The 20,496-nt window shown below is 71.8% G+C and carries 12 protein-coding genes; 4 read left to right on the top strand and 8 right to left on the bottom strand.

From position 1 onward, the window contains the following. Window positions 1–25 precede the first annotated feature (25 nt). Together OO67_RS08615 and OO67_RS08610 are read right to left on the bottom strand one after the other, a co-directional pair. Window positions 26–1,276, bottom strand: coding sequence for a L,D-transpeptidase (locus tag OO67_RS08615; protein WP_033298476.1), 1,251 nt, complete (start codon window positions 1,274–1,276; stop codon window positions 26–28). Window positions 1,277–1,478: 202 nt separating this feature from the next. Beyond that, the gene (locus OO67_RS08610; RefSeq protein WP_033298474.1) at window positions 1,479–2,696 is read right to left on the bottom strand and encodes a L,D-transpeptidase; all 1,218 of its coding nucleotides are present in this window, start codon (window positions 2,694–2,696) and stop codon (window positions 1,479–1,481) included. Window positions 2,697–2,850: 154 nt separating this feature from the next. On the opposite strand from OO67_RS08610, the gene glgX reads away from it, so the two are divergent. Then, on the top strand, window positions 2,851–5,085 hold the full coding sequence (gene glgX / locus OO67_RS08605) for a glycogen debranching protein GlgX (protein ID WP_208860980.1): 2,235 nt from the start codon (window positions 2,851–2,853) through the stop codon (window positions 5,083–5,085). 6 nt (window positions 5,086–5,091) lie between these two features. Here the strand turns inward: glgX and OO67_RS08600 are convergent, their stop codons facing one another. From OO67_RS08600 to OO67_RS08585, 4 genes are read right to left on the bottom strand one after another with little or no spacing between them, the layout of a single operon-like run. Beyond that, entirely contained in the window at window positions 5,092–5,748 is a 657-nt protein-coding gene (locus tag OO67_RS08600) for a response regulator (RefSeq protein WP_033298473.1), read from the bottom strand. Between the two features lie 6 nt (window positions 5,749–5,754). Beyond that, window positions 5,755–7,011 carry a sensor histidine kinase gene (locus OO67_RS08595; RefSeq protein ID WP_033298472.1) on the bottom strand — a complete coding sequence of 419 codons (1,257 nt, stop codon included), beginning with the start codon at window positions 7,009–7,011 and terminating at the stop codon, window positions 5,755–5,757. Between the two features lie 57 nt (window positions 7,012–7,068). Next, on the bottom strand, window positions 7,069–7,842 hold the full coding sequence (locus tag OO67_RS08590) for an ABC transporter permease (protein WP_382055663.1): 774 nt from the start codon (window positions 7,840–7,842) through the stop codon (window positions 7,069–7,071). Between the two features lie 2 nt (window positions 7,843–7,844). Continuing rightward, entirely contained in the window at window positions 7,845–8,753 is a 909-nt protein-coding gene (locus OO67_RS08585; RefSeq protein WP_033298469.1) for an ABC transporter ATP-binding protein, read from the bottom strand. A gap of 152 nt (window positions 8,754–8,905) precedes the next feature. Between OO67_RS08585 and OO67_RS08580 the strand changes: the two genes are divergently transcribed. From OO67_RS08580 to OO67_RS08570, 3 genes are all read left to right on the top strand, one after another. After that, window positions 8,906–10,708, top strand: coding sequence for an ABC transporter ATP-binding protein (locus OO67_RS08580; RefSeq protein WP_051709209.1), 1,803 nt, complete (start codon window positions 8,906–8,908; stop codon window positions 10,706–10,708). Beyond that, the gene (locus OO67_RS08575; protein ID WP_033298465.1) at window positions 10,705–12,576 is read left to right on the top strand and encodes an ABC transporter ATP-binding protein; all 1,872 of its coding nucleotides are present in this window, start codon (window positions 10,705–10,707) and stop codon (window positions 12,574–12,576) included. The genes OO67_RS08580 and OO67_RS08575 overlap by 4 nt, the downstream gene beginning before the upstream one ends. Before the next feature lie 967 nt (window positions 12,577–13,543). Continuing rightward, on the top strand, window positions 13,544–15,589 hold the full coding sequence (locus OO67_RS08570; protein ID WP_033298464.1) for a M4 family metallopeptidase: 2,046 nt from the start codon (window positions 13,544–13,546) through the stop codon (window positions 15,587–15,589). A gap of 87 nt (window positions 15,590–15,676) precedes the next feature. Here OO67_RS08570 and OO67_RS08565 read toward each other — a convergent pair whose 3' ends face one another. Beyond that, window positions 15,677–17,485 carry a SpoIIE family protein phosphatase gene (locus OO67_RS08565; RefSeq protein ID WP_244300066.1) on the bottom strand — a complete coding sequence of 603 codons (1,809 nt, stop codon included), beginning with the start codon at window positions 17,483–17,485 and terminating at the stop codon, window positions 15,677–15,679. 188 nt (window positions 17,486–17,673) lie between these two features. Next, window positions 17,674–20,352: an alpha-glucan family phosphorylase gene (gene glgP, locus OO67_RS08560; protein WP_033298462.1), complete on the bottom strand. Its 2,679-nt coding sequence runs from the start codon at window positions 20,350–20,352 to the stop codon at window positions 17,674–17,676. Window positions 20,353–20,496: the final 144 nt, after the last annotated feature.

Here is a 20,496-nt window from a genome sequence, read left to right as displayed (position 1 = left end):
CCCCGCTCGCTTCAGCGGTGCGGAACTACTTGATCCACTCCGACCAGTCCATGTTCCAGCCGTTGAGGCCGTTGTCCGGCTGGATCACCTTGTCCTTGGAGTTCTTGACGACGACGACGTCGCCGATCAGGGAGTTGTCGAAGAGCCAGGCGGCGGGAGTCTTGCTGTCCCAGGCGCCTCGCACGTCCCGCAGACCGACACAGCCGTGGCTGGTGTTCGTCGAGCCGAAGATGTTCGACGCACCCCAGTAGTTGCCGTGGATGAAGGTGCCGGAGGTCGACAGGCGCATCGCGTGCGGCACGTCCTTGATGTCGTACTCCCCGCCGAACCCGACGGTGTCACCGTTCATCCGGGTCACCTTGAGCTTCTCGCTGATGACCATCTGCCCGTTGTACGTGGTCGTGGCCGGGGCACCCGCGGAGATCGGGATGTCCTTGATCTGCTTGCCGTCACGCACCACCTTCATCCGGTGGGAGCTCGCGTCGACCGTGGAGACCTGGCTGCGGCCGACCGTGAACTTCACCGTCTTGGCCTGCTTGCCGTAGACGCCCGGCCGCCCCTCGACACCGTCGAGGTCGAGGCGCAGGGTCACCTTCGTGCCCGCCGCCCAGTACTTCTCGGGACGGAAGTCGAGGCGGTCGTTGCCGAACCAGTGGGGCTCGATCCGCACGGCGGGCTCCGCCGTCACGCTGATCGCCTTCTCCACGGCCTCCGGTTCGGTGATGCCGCGGGTGAAGTGGATCGACACCGGCATGCCCACACCGACGGTCGAGCCGTCCTCGGGCGTGTACTGGCCGATGAAGGTGTTCTGCGGGACCAGCGTCGTGAAGCTGGTGTCCTTCGCCGACTGGCGGCCCTTGTCGTCCTTGGCGACCGCGTGCACCGTGTACTTGGTCGCGGCGGCCAGGTGGCGGTCGGGCACCCAGCTCAGGCCGTCCTCAGCGATCTTGCCCCCGACCTCTTTGCCCTTGGGGTCGGCCACCTTCACCGTGCTCAGCTTGCCCTCGGCCGCCGAGACCTTGAGCGCACCGCTGGTCGCCACGTCGGCGGCGCCGTCCTTGGGCGCGATGGTCACGACCGCCTGCGAGGCGCTGGTGTCGTCGACCTTCGCTCCCGCTCCCTTGCCGTCCTTCTCCGCGGCGGACCCGCTGCCGCCGCACGCGGTCACCAGCAACAGCAGCGCTCCCAGTGCCAGTGCGGGGAGTCCGCGGGCTCCGCGTCCGCGCCGCCCTCCGGCCCCGCCGGCCCATGCCCCCGATATCGGCTGCCCGTTCAATGTGGTCTTCTCCCCTCGCACGGCCTGGCCCCCGCCTGGCCCGCACCCCCGCGCGCTGTACATGCACGCTCGGCGCAAGATAATCACACCGCGCGTGGGGAGAACTTCCCCGGAATGTCACCGTTCCGTCCCAAGTCGTTCCGAAACACCGACTGGTGGCCCCGGAGAGCGTGCCTCCGGGGCCACCAGGACCGGACCGGGGTCAGCGCAGGGCGGAACCGGCCTTCCACCGGGCCCAGCCGAGGTTCCAGCCGCCGAGGCCGTTGTCCGGAGCGACGGTCCTGTCGGCGGAGTTGACGACCTCGACCACGTCGCCCACGAGCGTCCGCTCGAAGAACCAGCCTGCCGGGGTGTCCGAACCGCCGCCCTTCACGTCACGCAGCCCGATGCAGCCGTGGCTGGTGTTCTCGGACCCGAAGACGTCGGGGGACTCCCAGTAGTTGCCGTGCAGGAAGGTGCCCGACTTCGTCAGCCGGATCGCGTGCGGCACGTCCTTGATGTCGTACTCGCCGCCGAAGCCGACGGTGCTGCCGTCCATGCGGGTCACGTCGTGCAGCTCGGACACCACCATCTTCCCGTTGTACGTGGTCGTCCTCGCGGCGCCCGCGGTGATCGGGACCGTGCTGACGACCTCGCCGTCGCGGCGCACCTCCATGGTGTGGGCGCGGGCGTCCACCACGGACGTCTGCGAGCGGCCGACCCGGAAGCTGATCTTCTTCCGCTGGCTGCCGTACACCCCCGGCGCACCCTCCACATCACGCAGGCCCACGTCGACGGTGACCTCGGTGCCCGGCTTCCAGTACGCCGCCGGGCGGAAGTCGAGCCGGTCCTTCCCGAACCAGTGCCCGACGACCTCGACCTCGGGTCTCGTGGTGATCCTGATGGCCTTCTCCACCGCGGCACGACGGGTGACGGCCCGGTTGAAGGCGAACGAGACGATCATGCCGGTGCCCACGGTGGACCGGTTCTCCGGCTTGAAGTAGCCGATGAAGCGGTCCTTGGGCACCAGCGTGGTGAACGAGGTGCTGCGGGCCGAGCGACGGCCGTCGCCGTCGACCGCGACGGCCTCCACGCTGTACTTCCCGGCGAGGCCGAGCCGGTACCCGCCGTCCTCGGGTGCCCATGAACGGCCGTTCTCCGCGATCCGGCCCGGCACCTCCCGGTGTTCCGCGTCCTCCATCCGGGTCACCTTGACCCGCTCGAGCCGTCCGTCGGGGACGGTCACCTCCAGCCGGCTGTCCGCACCGACGTTCTCGGCGCCGTCCTCGGGGACGATGCGGATGGCGTCCCCGGGTGAGCGGTTGTCGAAGAACGACGTCGCCCCGGTGCAGCCCGTCAGTACGGCCAACACGGTGAACAGTCCTGCCCATGTCAGCACGGCGGCGGAACCCGGCCGTGCTCTCTTCGCTACGTGGTTCACGCTCCCCCAACGACGCGGCCGCCCCGGGGAAACGTGAGTGCGGGCCCCCCGGTGGGCAGAACAGAGGGAAGGACACCGCCAGGAAGGCCGCGGCCGGGACGCCGTGCACTCCTTCTGCGGGTGGCCGCTCCTACGAGCCGCAGGAGGCTGAGAGGTGTCGAGCACAGCCGAGCAGGAGGAAACGCCGCGCACGACGGGGCGGGTGGTGGCGACCGGACCGACCCTGGCGGACGGAGCGGACGAACCACCCGTATGGCCGGGTGCTCCGATGCCCCTGGGAGCCCGCTTCCGGGTCGGACCGGACGGTGTGGCGGGCACCAACTTCGCCCTCTGGGCCGGCGGGGCCGAGGCCGTCGAGCTCTGTCTCTTCGACGGCCGGGGTACCGAGACCCGGCTGCCGCTGGCCGAGCTGACCCACGAGATCTGGCACGGCTTCGTCCCCGGCGTACGCGCGGGGCAGCGTTACGGCTACCGGGTCCACGGCCGCTGGGACCCCTGGACCGGCGCCCGCTGGAACGCGGCGAAGCTGCTGCTCGACCCGTACGCCCGCGCGGTGGACGGCTCCTTCACCCTTCCGCCGGAGGTGTACGGCCATGTGAGGGACTGGCCCGAGCAGCATGTCGCCGACACCGTGCGCGACGACCGGGACTCGGCGCCGTACGTCCCCAAAGCCGTCGTCGTCCATGACGACGACGACTGGGCGGACGACCGCAGGCCCAAGACCCCGTGGGCGGACTCGGTGATCTACGAGCTGCACGTACGGGGCTTCACCAAGCTCCACCCGGACATCCCGCCCGAGCTGCGCGGCACCTACGCCGGTCTCGCCCACCCCGCCGCCGTCGGCCACCTCCGCCGCCTCGGTGTGACGGCCGTCGAGCTGCTCCCGGTCCACCAGTTCGCCCACGAGGACCATCTGCTGCGTCGGGGACTGCACAACTACTGGGGCTACAACTCGATCGGCTACTTCGCCCCGCACGCGGGCTACGCGGCGAGCGGCACGGCGGGCCAGCAGGTCGGCGAGTTCAAGCAGATGGTCCGCGCCCTGCACGACGCCGGGATCGAGGTGATCCTCGACGTGGTCTACAACCACACGGCGGAGGCAGGCGAGCTCGGTCCGATGCTGTCCCTGCGCGGCATCGACAACCGCGGCTACTACCGCCTCCAGCCGGACGCCCGCCGGTACGCGGACTACACCGGCTGCGGCAACACCCTGCACGTGGTGCAGCCGCAGGTCCTCAGGCTGATCACCGACTCGCTCCGCTACTGGGTGACGGAGATGGGCGTCGACGGCTTCCGCTTCGACCTGGCGGCGGCACTCGCCCGCTCGATGCACGACGTGGACATGCTCTCCCCGTTCCTCGCGGTGATCGCCCAGGACCCCGTCCTGCGCCGGGTCAAGCTCATCGCCGAACCCTGGGACGTGGGCAACGGGGGCTATCAGGTAGGTGCGTTCCCACCTCTGTGGACCGAGTGGAACGACCGCTACCGTGACGCCGTACGCGACTTCTGGCGCGGCGCGCTGCCCGACGTGCGCGACATCGGCTACCGGCTCACCGGATCGAGCGACCTGTACGCATGGGGCGGCAGACGTCCGTACGCCTCGGTCAACTTCGTCACCGCGCACGACGGATTCACCCTGCGCGACCTGGTCAGCTACGAGCACAAGCACAACGAGGCCAACGGCGAGGGCAACCGCGACGGCACGAACGACAACCGGGCCTGGAACGGCGGCACCGAGGGCGAGACCGACGACCCCGGCATCAACGCCCTGCGCCGCCGGCAGCTGCGCAACCTCCTGACCACGCTGCTCCTGTCGACCGGCGTGCCGATGCTGGTGGCCGGCGACGAGATGGGCCGTACGCAGGGCGGCAACAACAACGCCTACTGCCAGGACAACGAGGTCAGCTGGCTGGACTGGTCGCTCCTGGAGGAGCCCCGGTGGCGGGAGCTGACCGAGCTGACCGCCCGGGTGCTGGCCCTGCGCCACCGTCATCCGGTGCTGCGCCGCCGTGCCTTCTTCGCGGGGACACCCCAGGCACCCGACGGCCTGCGGGACCTGGCGTGGTTCACCCCGCAGGGCGCGGAGATGACGGAGGGCGACTGGTACGCGCCGGCCGCGACGCTCGGGCTCTACCTCTCCGGGCGCGACATCCCGGGCCGGGACGCCCGGGGGGGACAGATCACCGACGACAGCTTCCTGGCGGTCCTGCACGCGGACCACCGGCCCTGCGACTTCCTGCTCCCGGGCCCGCCCTGGGCACAGGAGTACGAACTGGTGCTGGACACCTCGGTCGAGGACCAGTCCACCACCCCCGGCACGCTCCACCGGGGCGGCACGACGCTCACGGTGCCGGGGAGATCGGTGCTGCTGCTGCGGGTGGCGGGGTGAGGGCGCTCAGCCGAGGATGCCGCGCTCGTAGGCGACGGCGACGGCCGCCGCGCGGTCCTTCGCGCCCAGCTTGGCGAAGACATGGGTGAGATGGGTCTTCACGGTCGCCTCACTGATGAACAGTTCTGCGGCGATCTCCCGGTTCGACGTGCCCCGCGCGACGAGCGCGAGAACCTCGCGCTCACGCGCGGACAGCGACTCGTTGCCTGGCGCCGCCGGGGTGCGCACCCGCGAGACGAGGCGGGAGGCGACCGCGGGTGACAGCACGGTGCGGCCGTCGGCGGCGGCGCGTACGGCGGTGAAGAGCTCGTCCCGGGGTGCGTCCTTGAGCAGATAGCCGGTCGCACCCGCCTCGATGGCCGGCAGGGTGTCGGAATCGGTGTCGTACGTGGTGAGGACGAGCACCCTGGACCGGGCGCCGAGCCGGGTCAGTTCGGCGATGGCCGCCACGCCCCCGCCGCCCGGCATCCGCAGGTCCATCAGGACGACGTCGGGGTCGAGACTGCCGACGAGCTCCACGGCGGCCACGCCGTCCGCCGCCTCACCGAGCACCTCGAAGCCGGGCGCGGCGGCGAACATGCCGCGCAGACCGTCCCGTACGACGGGGTGGTCGTCGACGACCAGGAGAGTGATGACGCGCGCGGTTCCCTCGGCCTCAGTCATATCTCGTCAGGCTACTTCCCGTCGGACACGCCGGACCAGGGGCACCCGTGCGGAGACGGCCGTGCCCTGTCCGGGTTCCGACTCGATCTCCACCGTGCCCGCGATCCGTTCGGCGCGGGCCCTCATCCCGCCGAGGCCGAAGCCGCCCGTGCCGCTGCGCGGGGGCAGGGCGGCCGGGTCGAAGCCGCAGCCGTCGTCGCGTACGTCCAGGGTGACCTCGTCACCCATGTAGGAGAGGGTGACCCCCGCCCGTTCCGCCCCGGCGTGCCGGGCGGCGTTGGCGAGGGCCTCCTCGGCGATGCGCAGCAGGGTGGCGCCGACCTCGTCGTGGAGCGGTTCGACGGTTCCGGTGACGGTGAACCGCGCCCGTACGCCGGAGCGTTCCCCCCAGCCCGTGACGGTCTTCTTCAGCGCACCGGGCAGGTCGTCCTCCTCCAGCGCGGCGGGCACCAGGTTGCGCACCGAGCGCCGTGCCTCGCCGAGACTGTGCCTGGCGAGCCCCGCGGCGCGGTCGAGGTGCTCCCGGGCCAGGACGGGGTCGCCGGTGGAGGTGACGGCCTGGAGCTGGGCGATGATCCCGGCCAGGCCCTGCGCGAGGGTGTCGTGGATCTCGGCGGCGAGCCGGCGCCGCTCGTCGTCGACCCCTGCCTCCCGCGCCTGGAGCAGCAGTTGGGCGTGCAGGGTCGCGTTCTCGGCGAGGGCCTGTTCCAACCGGGTGTTGGCGAGTTCCAGCTCGGAGATGGTCTCCCTCTGGCGCCGGGCCTTCTCCTCCTCGCGGGCACCGATGTGGCCGAAGAGGATGGCGAGGGAGGAGTGCAGCGCGAAGAGGGCGCCGAAGGCCACCCAGTTGGTGAGGGAGGCCGGCGGCAGACCGCTGCCGGACTGCGCCCCGGCCATCGTGACGGCGGTGCACATCAGCCCGATGCGTACGAAGCGCGGCGGCAGCAGTGCGGCGGCGTCGAAGTAGCCGACGATGGCGTAGATGGAGAAGAAGGGGTTGCACCAGCAGAGCGCGAAGCCCAGAACGGTCCGCAGCACGTAGTAGACCGGGGCAGCCCGGTCGTGCGGGGGCAGTTGCCGGGCCCTGCCCCACCACACCTGGAGGGCGACGGCGGCGGAGACCAGGGCCGCCGCCGCGTACACGTCCGTTCCGGACATTCCGATGAGCCCGGAGGACAGGGCGGCCATCAGGACGGCGACGCCCAGAAGGGTGTACGGGCCGTACCGGTAGAACCGCTCCGCCGCCGCCCCGTCGCCGTTCATCGGTGTCTCCGCCCCCCCCTGGTCCGGGCCCCAGTCTCCCCCGCGTCACGTCCCGGGTCACTCCCAGCGGAAGAGCCGGGTCGAGACGGTGCCCAGCGCGGCCGTCCACACCAGCATGACCCCGAGGTGCGCGAAGCCCGGCCAGCTCCCCGAGGCCGCCTGGTCCAGGGCCTGGGCGGCGGCACCGAACGGGGTGAACTCGACGATCGTGCGCAGCAGGTCCGGCATGGTCTGGACGGGCACCCAGACACCGGCGGTGAACATCATCAGGAGGTAGGCCACCGAACCGACGGCGGTGGCGACCTTGGACGTCCGGGACAGTGCGCAGATGGTCGCGCCGAGGGCGAGGACGCAGGCCACCGCGAGGAGCAGGGCCAGCAGGTAGCCGGCGGCCTGTCCGGGCAGGGGAACGCCGAACGCGACCCGGCCGACGGTGATGACGAGCGCCGACGAGCCCAGCGAAGCCGCGCCGTGCAGGACGATCTGCGCGGTGAGCAGGGCGGAAGGGCGTACCGGTGTGGCCGACATCCGCCGCAGGATGCCCCGTTCGCGGTATCCGGTGAGCACCGGCGGCATGGCCTGGAGACCGGCCATGATCATGGCCAGCAGGACGGCCACCGGTACGTACAGGTCGATGACGCTGCGGCCTCCCAGGGCGTCGTCGGGCTCCCGGAAGGACGGGATCAGACCGAGGATCGTCATCAGGGCGGTCGGGAAGACGAGGATCCAGAACAGGCTGCCGGGTTCACGCAGGAAGAGCCGGGTCTCCGTCCTGAGGACGGCGGCGAGCGGGGCCGGGCGGGCCCTGTTCGTGGTGGGGGCCGTGGTCATGGTCATGAGGCCTGTTCCGTGAGGTCGAGGAAGACGTCGTCCAGGCCGGCCTCGGCGACGCGCAGCTGACGGGCGGTGATGTGGCGGCGGGCCAGAAGGGTGATCACGGCGTTGGCGGTGTCGTCCGTACCGTGGATGACCACCCGGCCGTCGGAGCCGGTCACGTCGACGGATACGGCGCCAGGCAGCGTCTCGAGTTCGGCGTACGCGATCGGCTCCGACGGGGTGAAGGAGATGGCGGTCGATCCCGCCGCCCCGCCGATCAGCCCGCCGGGGGTATCGAGCGCCACGACGCGGCCCTTGTCGATCACCGCGACCCGGTCGCAGAGCCGTTGGGCCTCCTCCATGAAGTGGGTGACCAGCAGGACGGTCACACCGCTGTCCCGGATCTCCTCGATCAGCCGCCAGGTGTCCCTGCGGGCCCGTGGGTCGAGGCCGGTGGTCAGTTCGTCCAGCACGACCACACGGGGGTTGCCGATGAGGGCGAGCGCGATGAACAGGCGCTGCTTCTGGCCACCGGAGAGCTTGGCGAAGCGGCGGTCGAGGTGGCCGTCGAGCCCGAGCCGTTCGGCCAGCGCACGCCACTCGGCGGGCCTGGGATAGAAGGCGCTGTAGAGCTCCAGTGCCTCCCGCACGGTCAGCTTGGGCTGCAGTTCACTCTCCTGGAGCTGCGCGCCCAGCAGTTGGGTGACCGCGTGGCGGTCGACGGCGGGGTCCATGCCGGCGACCCGGACCGTGCCCGTGTCCGGGACCCGCAGTCCCTCGACGCATTCGACCGTGGTGGTCTTTCCGGCCCCGTTGGGGCCGAGGATCCCGAAGATCTCCCCCTCGTCGACGGTGAAGCTCACCCCGTCGACAGCGGGTCGGCCTCCGTAGGCCTTGTGGACCCCGTCCACTTCGATGATTGCCATGCCGCAAGGATTCCGGCGGGCGGGCGGCGCCGGTATCCGCCGTCCCGCTCGGACCGGCATCAGCCGATCGGTTGACAGAGCACTGCGACCCACGGCGTGTGACCGGAAAACCATGTGAGCGATGTCAGTCGTGAACCTTAGGCTCGGTCCTGATGCCCGAAAAACCTGCAGAGCCCACGGACCGGTCCGCCGTGCGCTCCCTCCTGCGACTGTGGCCCTATGTCAGACCGGTGCGCGCGCGCTGGATCAGCGCGGCGCTCGTGGCGGTCCTCGCGTCCTGTCTCGCCCTGGTGATCCCGCTGGTCCTCAAGTGGATGGTGGACGGCCCCGTCGCGGACCGTGATCCGGGCGGGGTCTGGCTGGGGGCGCTCTACCTGCTGCTGCTGGGCATCGCAGAGGCAGGGCTGTTCGGGCTCCGGCGGTGGCTCGTGGCCCGGCCGCTGGCCGGTGTCGAGGCGTCGATGCGCGCCGATCTCTACCGCCATCTGCAGCGGCTTCCGGTGGCGTTCCACGACCGCTGGCCCTCCGGCCAGCTGCTCTCGCGTGGGACCACGGATCTGATGCTGCTGCGCATGTTCCTGGCCTTCCCGCTGACGTTCCTGCTGGTCAACGCCACGACCATTCTGGTGGGGTTCGTCATCCTGTTCGCCCAGGAGTGGTCCCTGGGGCTGGTGCTGCTCGCACCCGCCCTCCCTCTGATGGTCCTGTGCTCGCTCTTCGAGACGAAGTACTCACTGGTGGCGCGCAAGGCCCAGGACCAGGTCGGGGATCTGACGACGGTCGTCGAGGAGAGCGTGCTGGGCATCCGTATCGTCAAGGGGTTCGGCCGCAACCGCAGCCAGGCGCTGGCCTTCCGTGCGCTCGCGCAGCGGCTGCGGACCACCGAACTGGGCAAGGCCCGGCTGCTCGCGGGGATCTGGGCGCTCATCACCGTCATTCCCGAGCTGGCGATCGGTGCCGCGCTGGTGCTCGGCACGATCCAGGTCGCCGACGGCGACCTGTCGGCAGGGACGCTCGTCGCGTTCCTCTCGACTGCCCTGGCACTGCGCTGGCCGGTCGAGTCGATCGGCTTCCTGCTGGCGATGAGCCAGGAGTCGGCGACGGCCGCCGACCGCTTCTTCGAGGTCATGGACGTCGCGGAGGAGCCGGAGGCGGGGACGCCGGGAGAGGCGGCCGGGAGAGGATCCCAGGGGCTCGTCTTCGAAGGGGTGGAGTTCCGCTACCCCGACGCCGAGCCCGGATCACCTCCCGTCCTGGACCGGATCGACCTGCGGATCCGCCCCGGTGAGACGATGGCCCTGGTGGGTGCCACGGGCTCCGGGAAGACTACGCTGACGACGCTCGTCCCCCGGCTGCACGAGGTCACCGGGGGCCGGATCCTGCTGGACGGCGAGGACATCGCCACCATGGAGCGGCCCCGGCTGCGCGAGCTGGTGTCGGTGGCCTTCGAGGAACCCACACTCTTCTCGGCGACCGTCGGGGAGAACGTGTCGATGGGCGCGGAGGGCGCGGGCGAACAGGAGCTGCGCCGGGCACTGTCGGTCGCGCAGGCCGACTTCGTGCACGAGCTTCCGCAGGGCATCGGCACCCAGGTCGGCGAACAGGGGCTCAGCCTCTCCGGTGGTCAGCGTCAGCGTCTGGCACTGGCCCGCGCCGTGGTCGGCGGGCCGCGCTTCCTGGTGCTCGACGACCCGCTCTCCGCCCTCGACGTGCACACGGAGGCGCTGGTGGAGGCGGCACTGCGCCGTGTGCTGGAGGAGACGACGGCCCTGGTCGTCGCCCACCGGCCGTCCACGGTGATGCTGGCGGACCGGGTCGCCCTGCTGTCCGGGGGCCGGATCAGCGCCGTGGGCACCCATCAGGAACTTCTGCGCACCAACGCCGAATACGCCTGGCTGATGTCCGGTGCCGGGGACGCCGGTGTTCTTGTCTCCGAGGAGGGCAGCACCCGATGACCAGCACGACTGCCGACGGTCCCGCCCTCGCGGACGAGGACCTGCCCGGGAACAGGCCCGGCGGTGCGCCGGGCGAAGGGGACCTCTTCGACGCCGACGCCCTGCCCACTCCCCGGGGTGCCACCCGGGCGCTGCTGATCTCCCTCCTCGCCCCGATGCGGGCCAGGGTGGCGGTGGTCTCCCTCCTGCTGGTCGTCCAGCAGGCCGCCGTGCAGGCGGGGCCGCTGCTGGTCGCGTACGCCATCGACAGCGGCGTGCCCGCGTTCCGGGACCACGACTACGGCCCGCTGATCGCCGTGGGCATCGGATACGCGGTGTGCTCGGCCGGCGCGGGCCTCCTCCAGTACGCCTTCATCCGGGCGGCCGCCCGGATCAACCAGGACGTGCTGCTCGACCTGCGCGGGCGGATCTTCCGTCACGCCCAGGCGCTGAGTGTGGACTTCCACGAGCGCTACACCTCGGGCCGGCTGATCTCCCGCTCGACCACGGACGTGGAGTCCCTGCGCGAGCTGCTGAGCGAAGGACTCCAGGAACTCATCGGCGTGGTCCTGTCGTTCGTGGCCATCTCCGTGATGCTGCTCTGGCTCGACCTCGGCATCGGCGCCATCGCCGTGGCCTCCTTCGCTCCCCTGTACCTGCTGGTGCGCACCTACCGCCGGCGGGCGGCGAAGGCGTACTCGGCGCGCTCCACGGCGATCGCCTCGGTCATCGTGAAGTTCGCCGAGACGATGAACGGGATCCGTCCCGTGCAGGCCTTCCGCAGGGAGCGTGCCAACGACAAGGACTTCGCGGTGTTCAACCGCCGGCACGAGCGGACGAACGGCGACGCGCTGCTGGAGATGGCCCGCTACGTCGTCGGCTCCCGGCTCGTCGCCAACACGGCGGTCGCCGCGATGGTGCTGTGGGGTGCCCACCGGGTGGCCTCGGGCACCCTGGCGCTCGGCGTGCTGGCCGCGGCGGTGCTGTACCTGCGGCGGCTGTACGACCCGATCGACCGGCTGGCGATGTTCCTGAACTCCTACCAGTCGGCGGCCGCCTCGCTCGAGAAGATCGCGGGCCTGCTCGCGCAGACGCCCACGGTCCCGGAGCCCGTGGCGCCCAAGGCGCTGCCCGCGCTCGCCGGTGACCATCCGGGCCGTGAGGTCACGTTCGACGGGGTGCGGTTCGCCTACCGCACGGGCGGCGAGGTCCTGCCGCGCTTCGGTCTGACCGTCCCGGCGGGCCAGACCGTGGCCGTGGTCGGGTCCACGGGTGCGGGCAAGTCGACGCTGGCGAAGCTGCTGGCTCGGTTCTACGACCCGACGGAGGGGCGGGTCCTGCTGGACGGCACCGATCTGCGCGACCTGGCGACGGCCGAGCTGCGCCGGGGCGTGGTGATGGTGACCCAGGAGGCGTTCCTCTTCTCCGGGACGATCGCCGAGAACATCGCGATCGGCCGGCCGGAGGCCACGCCCGAGGAGATCGAGCACGCGGCCAAGGCCATCGGGGCGCACGATTTCATCAGCGCCCTGCCCGACGGGTACGACACCGATGTCCGGAAGCGGGGCGGCCGGATCTCCGCGGGCCAGCGACAGCTCGTGGCGTTCGCCCGGGCCCTGCTCGCGGATCCCGCCGTGCTGATCCTCGACGAGGCGACGAGCTCGCTGGACGTCCCGGGCGAGCGGGCGGTGCAGCGTGCGATGGACACCGTGCTGCACGGGCGCACCGCGGTGGTGATCGCACACCGTCTGTCGACGGTGGAGATCGCGGACCGGGTCCTGGTGATGGAGCACGGCCGGATCGTGGAGGACGGCACCCCGGCCGAACTCATCGGCGGCACCGGCCGGTTCGCGGGCCTGCACCGCGCGTGGCGGGAGAGCCTGGCCTGAGGGCGCCCGACGGCGCCGCCCGCCGCACGACGAGGGCTCCCCGCCTGCTGTGGGGGAGCCCTCGCCGTCTTCGCCCAGGGCGCGGTCCGGGCAGCCGGACCCGCGGTGGGCCGTCGCCCGCCCTGCGGGACGCGAACCATCCGGCCACCATGAGGAGCACGGTGGCCGTGGCCGGCGCGGGTCACCAGGGCGCGGTCGACGTCCCTCTCCGCGGACACGGCCGTCGTGGAGGGTGGCCTTGACGAAGATCTGCACGCCGAAGGTGCCGCCCGTACCGGACTCGGCGCCGTTGGCGAACAGGCCGCCGAAGGTGTTGCCGACCCGGTGCGGCCCGCCGGCCGCCCCGGTCTCGTCCTGGCCGCCGAGGCAGGGGGTGGGCTTGTTCGCGCCCTGGGCGCCGTCGACGGCCCGGAGGCCGGCGTAGATGCCCTGACCGTTGCAGCCGGAGCCCGTGACCGTGGTGACCTGGCCGGAGGCGGCGGCGCTGCCCGGGGGCCGCCGGCGACAGGTTGCGGGCGGCACCGCCGTCGGTGACCGTGCGGCCGGACCGGCCCCCGGCCGGCTCGTTCGCCGGGCTCCGCGGTGCCCGCGACGCCGGGAGCCGGACCCGGCCGGTTCGGGCTCCGCGGGACGGCGCGGAACTGGCCACGTTCCGCGCCGTCTCACCACGTGGTCACCGCCCGCTCCGGGCTCCGCCGTTCGAACAATGCGTATTCGAACGGAATCTCAACCCTCCCTGCGACGTAAGGCCTCACGACCTCCCGGCACGCCCCCTGAGTCACTCGGGTGACACATGGCGAAACGTCCGGTTAACGAACACTGCACTTCTGGCAACGGACGACTTCCGGCCAATGTGTTGACGCGGTCCTGACACGCACGCGCTCCGGCTGGCACTCTTCCCCCGTTCCACGCACCGCCTGCTCTGCCCGGCCAGTCGGCCGGCGCCCCCCTCGCAGAAGGAGTCCGCGTGAGACCCACGCCCAGCCGTCGTGCCACCGCGACCGGCGCTCTGATAGCCGCAGCCGCCCTCCTCGCCGTCGGAATGCAGGGCGGTGCCGCAACGGCCGCCCCCGAAGGCACGACAGCGGCCCCCGCAGCCGCGGTGAAGGGCGCCGACCCCGGCGCGCTCCCCGCGAAGCTCTCCCCCGCCCAGCGTGCCGAACTGCTCCGGGTGGCCAACTCGACCAAGGCGGCCACCGCCGAGGAGCTCGGGCTCGGCGCCACGGAGAAGCTCGTGGTCCGCGACGTCGTCAAGGACGTCGACGGCACGACACACACCCGCTACGAGCGCACCCTCGACGGTCTCCCCGTCCTCGGTGGCGACCTGGTCGTGGCCGAGTCGAAGTCCGGGACGACCGAGGGCGTCACCAAGGCGTCCAAGGCGACCGGCGCGCAGCTGAAGGCGGTCGGCACCACCGCGGACGTCGCCCCGGCCACCGCCGAGAAGCAGGCGCTCACCGCGGCCCGGGCCGAAGGCTCGAAGAGCACCGAGGCGAGCAAGGCCCCGCGCAAGGTCGTCTGGGCGGCGAGCGGCACCCCGCAGCTCGCGTACGAGACCGTGGTCGGCGGCCTCCAGCACGACGGCACGCCGAACGAGCTGCACGTCATCACGGACGCCTCCTCCGGCGCCAAGCTCTACGAGTGGCAGGCCATCGAGAACGGCACCGGCAACACCCAGTACAACGGCCAGGTGACGCTCGGGACCTCCGGCTCCTCGGGCTCGTACAACCTGACGGACACCGCGCGCGGCAACCACAGGACGTACAACCTCAACCGCGGCACGTCCGGCACCGGCACGCTGTTCTCCGGAGCGGACGACGTCTGGGGCAACGGCAGCGCCTCGAACCTCGAGACCGCCGCCGCCGACGCCCACTACGGCGCCGCGGAGACCTGGGACTTCTTCAAGAACGTGATGGGCCGCAGCGGCATCAGGGGCGACGGAGTCGGCGCGTACTCGCGTGTCCACTACGGCAACAACTACGTCAACGCCTTCTGGTCCGACAGCTGCTTCTGCATGACCTACGGAGACGGCAGCGGCAACCTCAAGCCGCTGACCTCGCTGGACGTGGCGGCCCACGAGATGACACACGGCGTCACCTCCAACACCGCGGGGCTCGTCTACAGCGGTGAGTCGGGCGGCCTCAACGAGGCGACCTCGGACATCTTCGCGGCAGGCGTGGAGTTCTACTCGAACACCGCCCAGGACCCGGGCGACTACCTGGTCGGCGAGAAGATCGACATCAACGGCGACGGCACCCCGCTGCGCTACATGGACAAGCCGAGCCAGGACGGCGCGTCCAAGGACTACTGGTACTCGGGCATCGGCTCGGTCGACGTCCACTACTCCTCGGGCCCGGCGAACCACTTCTTCTACCTGCTCTCCGAGGGCAGCGGCGCCAAGACCGTCAACGGGGTCTCCTACAACTCCCCGACGTCCGACGGCCTCCCGGTGACCGGCATCGGCCGGGACAAGGCGCTGCAGATCTGGTTCAAGGCGCTCACCACGAAGTTCACCTCCACCACGAACTACGCGGCGGCCCGCACCGGCACCCTCGCCGTGGCCGGTGAGCTGTACGGCACCACGAGCACCGAGTACGCCGCGGTCGCCCACGCGTGGGCCGGAATCGCCGTGGGCTCCCGGCCCGGCGGCGGCGACCCCGACCCGGGTGGCACCGTCTTCCAGAACACGACCGCGAAGGCGCTCGCCGACCGCAGCACCACCAACATCCCGGTCGTCGTCAGCGGCGTCACCGGCAACGCGCCCAGCGACCTCTCGGTGGCGGTCAACATCACCCACACCTACCGCGGTGACCTCGTCCTCGACCTGGTCGCCCCGGACGGGACGGCGTACCGCCTGAAGAACTCCTCGTCGAGCGACTCCGCGGACAACGTGGTGGCGACCTACACGGTCAACGCCTCCTCCGAGGTGGCCAACGGCACGTGGAACCTCAAGGTCCAGGACGCATACTCGGGCGACACCGGCACCTTCAACAGCGTGAAGCTCACCTTCTGAGCACCGTACGGGGACGCTGAGCAGGCGTCCTCCGCGGTAGAGCGGGAATGGCTCCGGGGAGCACCCTCCCCGGAGCCGTTCCGCTTGTCAGAGGGGGGAGTTCACGCTCCGGCCGGGGATGTCCTGCTCGGCCCAGACGATCTTGCCGGTCGCCGTGCGGCACGAACCCCACCTGCGGCAGAGCAGGTTGATGAGCTGGAGGCCCCGGCCGCCCTCGTCGCTGAGGCCGGCGTGCTGGATCTGCGGCAGGTCCGGCCCGGTGTCGGCCAGCTCCACCTGGAGCCGCTCGTCGCACAGCAGCCTGAGCCGGCCCGGACCGCCGCCGTAGCGCAGGGCGTTGCCCACCAGCTCGCTGACCACCAGCTCCGTCACGTCCGCGAGTTCGGCCAGGTCCCATCGCGCGAGCTGTTCGGTGACCAGCTTGCGTGCGACGGAGGCGGGGTTGCCGTCCGTGGGCAGGTCCCACTCCCTCAACCGCACCTCGGGGGAGAGCTCGTGGCCCCCGGCGACCAGCAGCACCGCCTCGTCGAACCGGCCGTCGTCCTGCCGCGGCGAGGTGAGCGGCCCTCCCGCGTCGAGCCGTTCGGGCGCCATCCCGGCCACGGCCGCGCGCAGCCCTTCCAGCTGGACGTCCACGTCGTCGGTGCGTGTCTTGATCAGGCCGTCCGTGTAGAGCACGATCCGCCCGCCCACGGGGCCGCGCATCCGCAGCGGGTCGTAGGGGATGACCCCGGCGCCCAGCGGCGCGCCGACCGGCACGTCCAGATAGCGGGCGGTCCCGCCCGCGTCCACGAGGAGCGGTGGCGGATGGCCCGCGCTCGCGATCGTGTAACTGGAGTCCGCCGGGTCGTAGACCGCGCAGAGACACGTGGCGACCTGGTCGTCCTCCAGGTCGCGGGTGGCCATGTCGAGCCGGGCGAGCAGCCGGTCGGGGGCGATGTCCAGCATCATGAGCGTACGCGCGACGGCCCGCAGCCGGCCCATGGTGGCGGCGGCGGGCAGGCCGTGGCCGGTGACGTCGCCGACGACCAGCGCCGTGCGCCCGCTGGGGAGCGCCACCACGTCGTACCAGTCGCCGCCCACCCCGTGCGCGTCGACGGCCGGAGCGTAGTGGGCGTTCACCAGCAGGCCGGGGGTGTGCGGTGTGGCGCGCGGGAGCAGGGAGCGCTGCAGCGAGACGACGTGCTCGCGCTCGCGGCCGTAGAGCCGGGCGTTGTCCATGAACACTGCGGCCATGGAAGCGAGTTGGCTCGCGAGGTCGAGGTCGGCGCGGTTGAAGGGCGGGCTGTCACCGGCTCGCACGAAGTCCGCGGAGCCCAACAGGACACCGCGGGCGGTCAGCGGCACGGCCATGTAGCTGTGGACGCCCTGACGGCGCATCGCCTCCGCCGCGCTCGGCGTCGGCGCGACACGCTCGTAGTCCTCCGGGGTCATCCGGCTGACCAGCACGGGCCGGCCGTTGCGCAGGCACTCGGTGGTCAGCAGCGTCTCGCGGCGCTCCCGGCGGTCGACCACCTCGCCCACCGGTGCGGGTTCGAGTCCGTCCAGCGCGTCGATGGCCCGCACGGCCATGGCACGGGTGACGGGCACCGCCGCGCCGGTGACGCGCTCACCCTCCTCGCCGCGCAGCACGGACTCCAGCAGGTCGACGGCGGCGGCGTCGGCCAGCCGCGGCACGCTGAACTCGGCCAGCTCCTTGGCCGTCCGTTCCAGGTCGAGCGTCGTGCCGATCCGGGTGCTCGCCTCGTTGAGCCAGCGCATCCGGGCCGCCGTGGTGAAGCGGTCGCTCCGCGGCGGTCCGGCGGGCCGCGGACGGCGGATGCGCAGCTGCCGGGAGGTACCGTTCTGCGCGGCCAGCCGACGGGTCAGGCGTCTCGCTCGGCCTCCGCCGTTCACCGTGCTGACCTCCACTCGCGCCCTGTGGGACGCCTCGCTGGCGCATCGGTGGCTGCTGGGCCACTTCGGCAGGGCTGTCATGTTAGCGAGATCACGGCGAAAACACCCCTGCCGGTTCTCGGTGGGCCGGTACGCACGGAGGTGGGCCCGGCGCGGAGGCGCGCCGGGCCCACCCTGAGCGCGGGGCGTCAGCGCAGCAGCACCCCGCCTCCGTCGCCCGTCGACTCGTTCGGCACCGCGACCAGGCCGAGTTCCGCACCCGAGGCGAGCAGCGGATGCGAGGGCAGGACGCGCACGGTGTAGCCGTAGGGGCCCGTACGGTCGAGGGCCAGCGGGCCCTCGTACAGCCAGCGGTCCTCCAGGTCGTGCCCGCCGGCCGGCTTCAGGGGGAACGTCCGCGCCTCCGCGATCCCGTCCCCGGAGTCGACCCGCCCGGCGACCACCTGCACCTCCACGTCCTCCGGGTCGAGACCGCCCAGGGCGATCCGGACCCGGACCGCGAGGGTGGACCCCAGCTCGGCGGAGCCGCCGACGCCCGTGTCGGCGGAGGTCTCCACATGGTCGACCGCCACCTGCGGCCAGGCCGCACGGATCCGGGCCTTCCAGAGGGCGAGTTCGCGGGCGGCCGCGGGCTCCAGTGCCCGGCGGGACAGCGCGGCGGGGGCGTAGAGCCTCTCGACGTACTCACGCACCATGCGGCCCGCGAGGACCTTGGGGCCCAGGGTGACCAGGGTGCTGCGCACCATCTCGATCCAACGCTCGGGCAGGTCCTCGGCGTTGCGGTCGTAGAAGCGGGGCGCGACCCGGTCCTCGATGAGCGCGTAGAGGGCGTTGGCCTCCAGCTCGTCACGCCGCTCCTCGTCGGTGGCGGAGCCGTCGGCGGTGGGGATCGCCCAGCCGAAGTCGGAGCCGAACCACTCGTCCCACCAGCCGTCGCGCACGGAGAGGTTGAGGCAGCCGTTGAGCGCCGCCTTCATGCCGCTGGTGCCGCAGGCCTCCAGGGGCCGCAGCGGGTTGTTGAGCCAGACGTCGCAGCCCGGGTAGAGCTTCTGCGCCATCCCCATGCCGTAGTCCGGCAGGAAGACGATGCGGTGACGCACCCGCGGGTCGTCGGAGAACCGCACCAGCTCCTGGACCAGCCGTTTGCCGCCGTCGTCGGCGGGGTGGGCCTTTCCGGCGACGACGATCTGGATCGGGTGCGTCGGGTGGAGCAGCAGCTCCCGCAGCCGTCGGCGGTCGTGCAGCATGAGCGTGAGCCGCTTGTACGAGGGCACCCGGCGGGCGAAGCCGATGGTCAGGACGTCCGGATCGAGCACACCGTCGATCCAGCCCAGTTCGGCGGTGCCCGCGCCGCGCGTGCGCCAGGAGGCGTACAGCCGCTTGCGCACCTCGGTGACGAGTTGTTCGCGCAGCCCCCGGCGCAGGTCCCAGATCTCCCGGTCGGGGACGGCGGTCACGGCGTCCCACCGTCCGGACGCGTCTGCCCCCTCGGCTCCGGTGCCGTCCTCCCGGCCGGTCTCCGCTCCGGCGGCGCCGTTCCCGGCGCGTTCGGAGCCGAAGGCGCGTGCGCCGAGCCGGGAAACCTCGGGAGCGACCCAGGTCGGGGCGTGCACCCCGTTGGTCACCGAGGTGATCGGCACCTCGGAAGGGTCGAATCCCGGCCACAGCCCGGAGAACATCTCCCGGCTGACGGCTCCGTGCAGGGTGGAGACCCCGTTGGCCCGCTGGGCGAGCCGCAGCCCCATGACCGCCATGTTGAAGAGGTCCGGCTCGCCGCCGGGGTAGGTCTCCATCCCGAGGCGCAGGATCCGGTCCACGCCGACCCCGGGCAGCTCGCCGTCGTCACCGAAGTGGCGGGCCACGAGCTGGCGTTCGAATCGGTCTATCCCGGCGGGTACCGGGGTGTGCGTGGTGAACACCGCGCCGGCCCGTACGACCTCCAGGGCGGCGTCGAAGTCCAGCCCCTCGTCGCAGAGCTCCCGGATCCGCTCCAGGCCGAGGAATCCGGCGTGCCCCTCGTTGGTGTGGAAGACCTCGGGGGCCGCGTGCCCGGTCAGCCGGCAGTAGGTGCGCACGGCGCGCACACCGCCGATGCCGAGCAGCATCTCCTGCAGCAGCCGGTGGTCACTGCCGCCGCCGTAGAGCCGGTCGGTGACGTCGCGCTCGCCCGGAGCGTTCTCCTCCACGTCGGAGTCGAGGAGCAGCAGGGGAACCCGCCCGACCTGGGCCTGCCAGACGGAGGCGTACAGCGAGCGGCCCCCCGGCAGGGCGAGCACCACCCTGCTGGGGGTGCCGTCGGCCTCCCGCAGGAGCGTGAGCGGCAGCTCGTTGGGGTCCAGGACGGGGTAGTGCTCCTGCTGCCAGCCGTCCCGGGACAGGCTCTGGCGGAAGTAGCCGTGCCGGTAGAGCAGACCGACCCCGATGAGCGGCACGCCGAGATCGCTGGCGGCCTTCAGGTGGTCACCGGCCAGGATGCCCAGCCCGCCCGAGTACTGGGGCAGAGCGGCGGTGACCCCGAATTCGGGTGAGAAGTAGGCGATGGCCGCGGGGAGCTCCGCGCCCTGGGAGAGCTGGTTCTGATACCACCTCGGGCCGCCGAGGTACTCCCGGAGGTCCTCGGACACCTCGGTGAGCCGGCCCAGGAAGTGCTGGTCACCGGCCAGCTCGGCGAGGCGCGCGGCGGAGACGGCGCCGAGCAGGCGCACGGGGTCGGCGTCCGCGGGCCGCCGGCCCTCCGGGTCGACGGCCTGGAAGAGGTGTTGGGTCTCGGAGTGCCAGGACCACCGCAGGTTGCGGGCGAGGTCGCTGAGCGGTCGCAGGGGTTCGGGGAGGACGGGACGCACGGTGAATCGACGAATGGCCTTCACGTATCCCACCTTTACAGGGGACGTACCGATCCGAGGGGACGCACGACGGTGGGCGCCCTCTCCGTCACCCTCGACGGTAGTGGTGTGCCGCCGTACGCGACCACGGCGCGCGACCGGCTCAGTGCGACCGGCGCGGCGCGGCCG

This window comes from Streptomyces atroolivaceus, assembly GCF_000717025.1.
GTDB classification, from domain to species: Bacteria; Actinomycetota; Actinomycetes; order Streptomycetales; family Streptomycetaceae; genus Streptomyces; species Streptomyces atroolivaceus.
Note: the sequence above shows the minus strand (reverse complement) of the source record. Positions and strands in the feature narration are given on the sequence as shown.

Excerpts from the sequence above, each read along its gene's own strand:
- OO67_RS08590 (WP_382055663.1), bottom strand. The coding sequence starts at position 7,842 with ATGACCACGGCCCCCACCACGAACAGGGCCCGCCCGGCCCCGCTCGCC.
- OO67_RS08575 (WP_033298465.1), top strand. The coding sequence starts at position 10,705 with ATGACCAGCACGACTGCCGACGGTCCCGCCCTCGCGGACGAGGACCTG.
- OO67_RS08585 (WP_033298469.1), bottom strand. The coding sequence starts at position 8,753 with ATGGCAATCATCGAAGTGGACGGGGTCCACAAGGCCTACGGAGGCCGA.
- OO67_RS08600 (WP_033298473.1), bottom strand. The coding sequence starts at position 5,748 with ATGACTGAGGCCGAGGGAACCGCGCGCGTCATCACTCTCCTGGTCGTC.
- OO67_RS08580 (WP_051709209.1), top strand. The coding sequence starts at position 8,906 with ATGCCCGAAAAACCTGCAGAGCCCACGGACCGGTCCGCCGTGCGCTCC.
- OO67_RS08595 (WP_033298472.1), bottom strand. The coding sequence starts at position 7,011 with ATGAACGGCGACGGGGCGGCGGCGGAGCGGTTCTACCGGTACGGCCCG.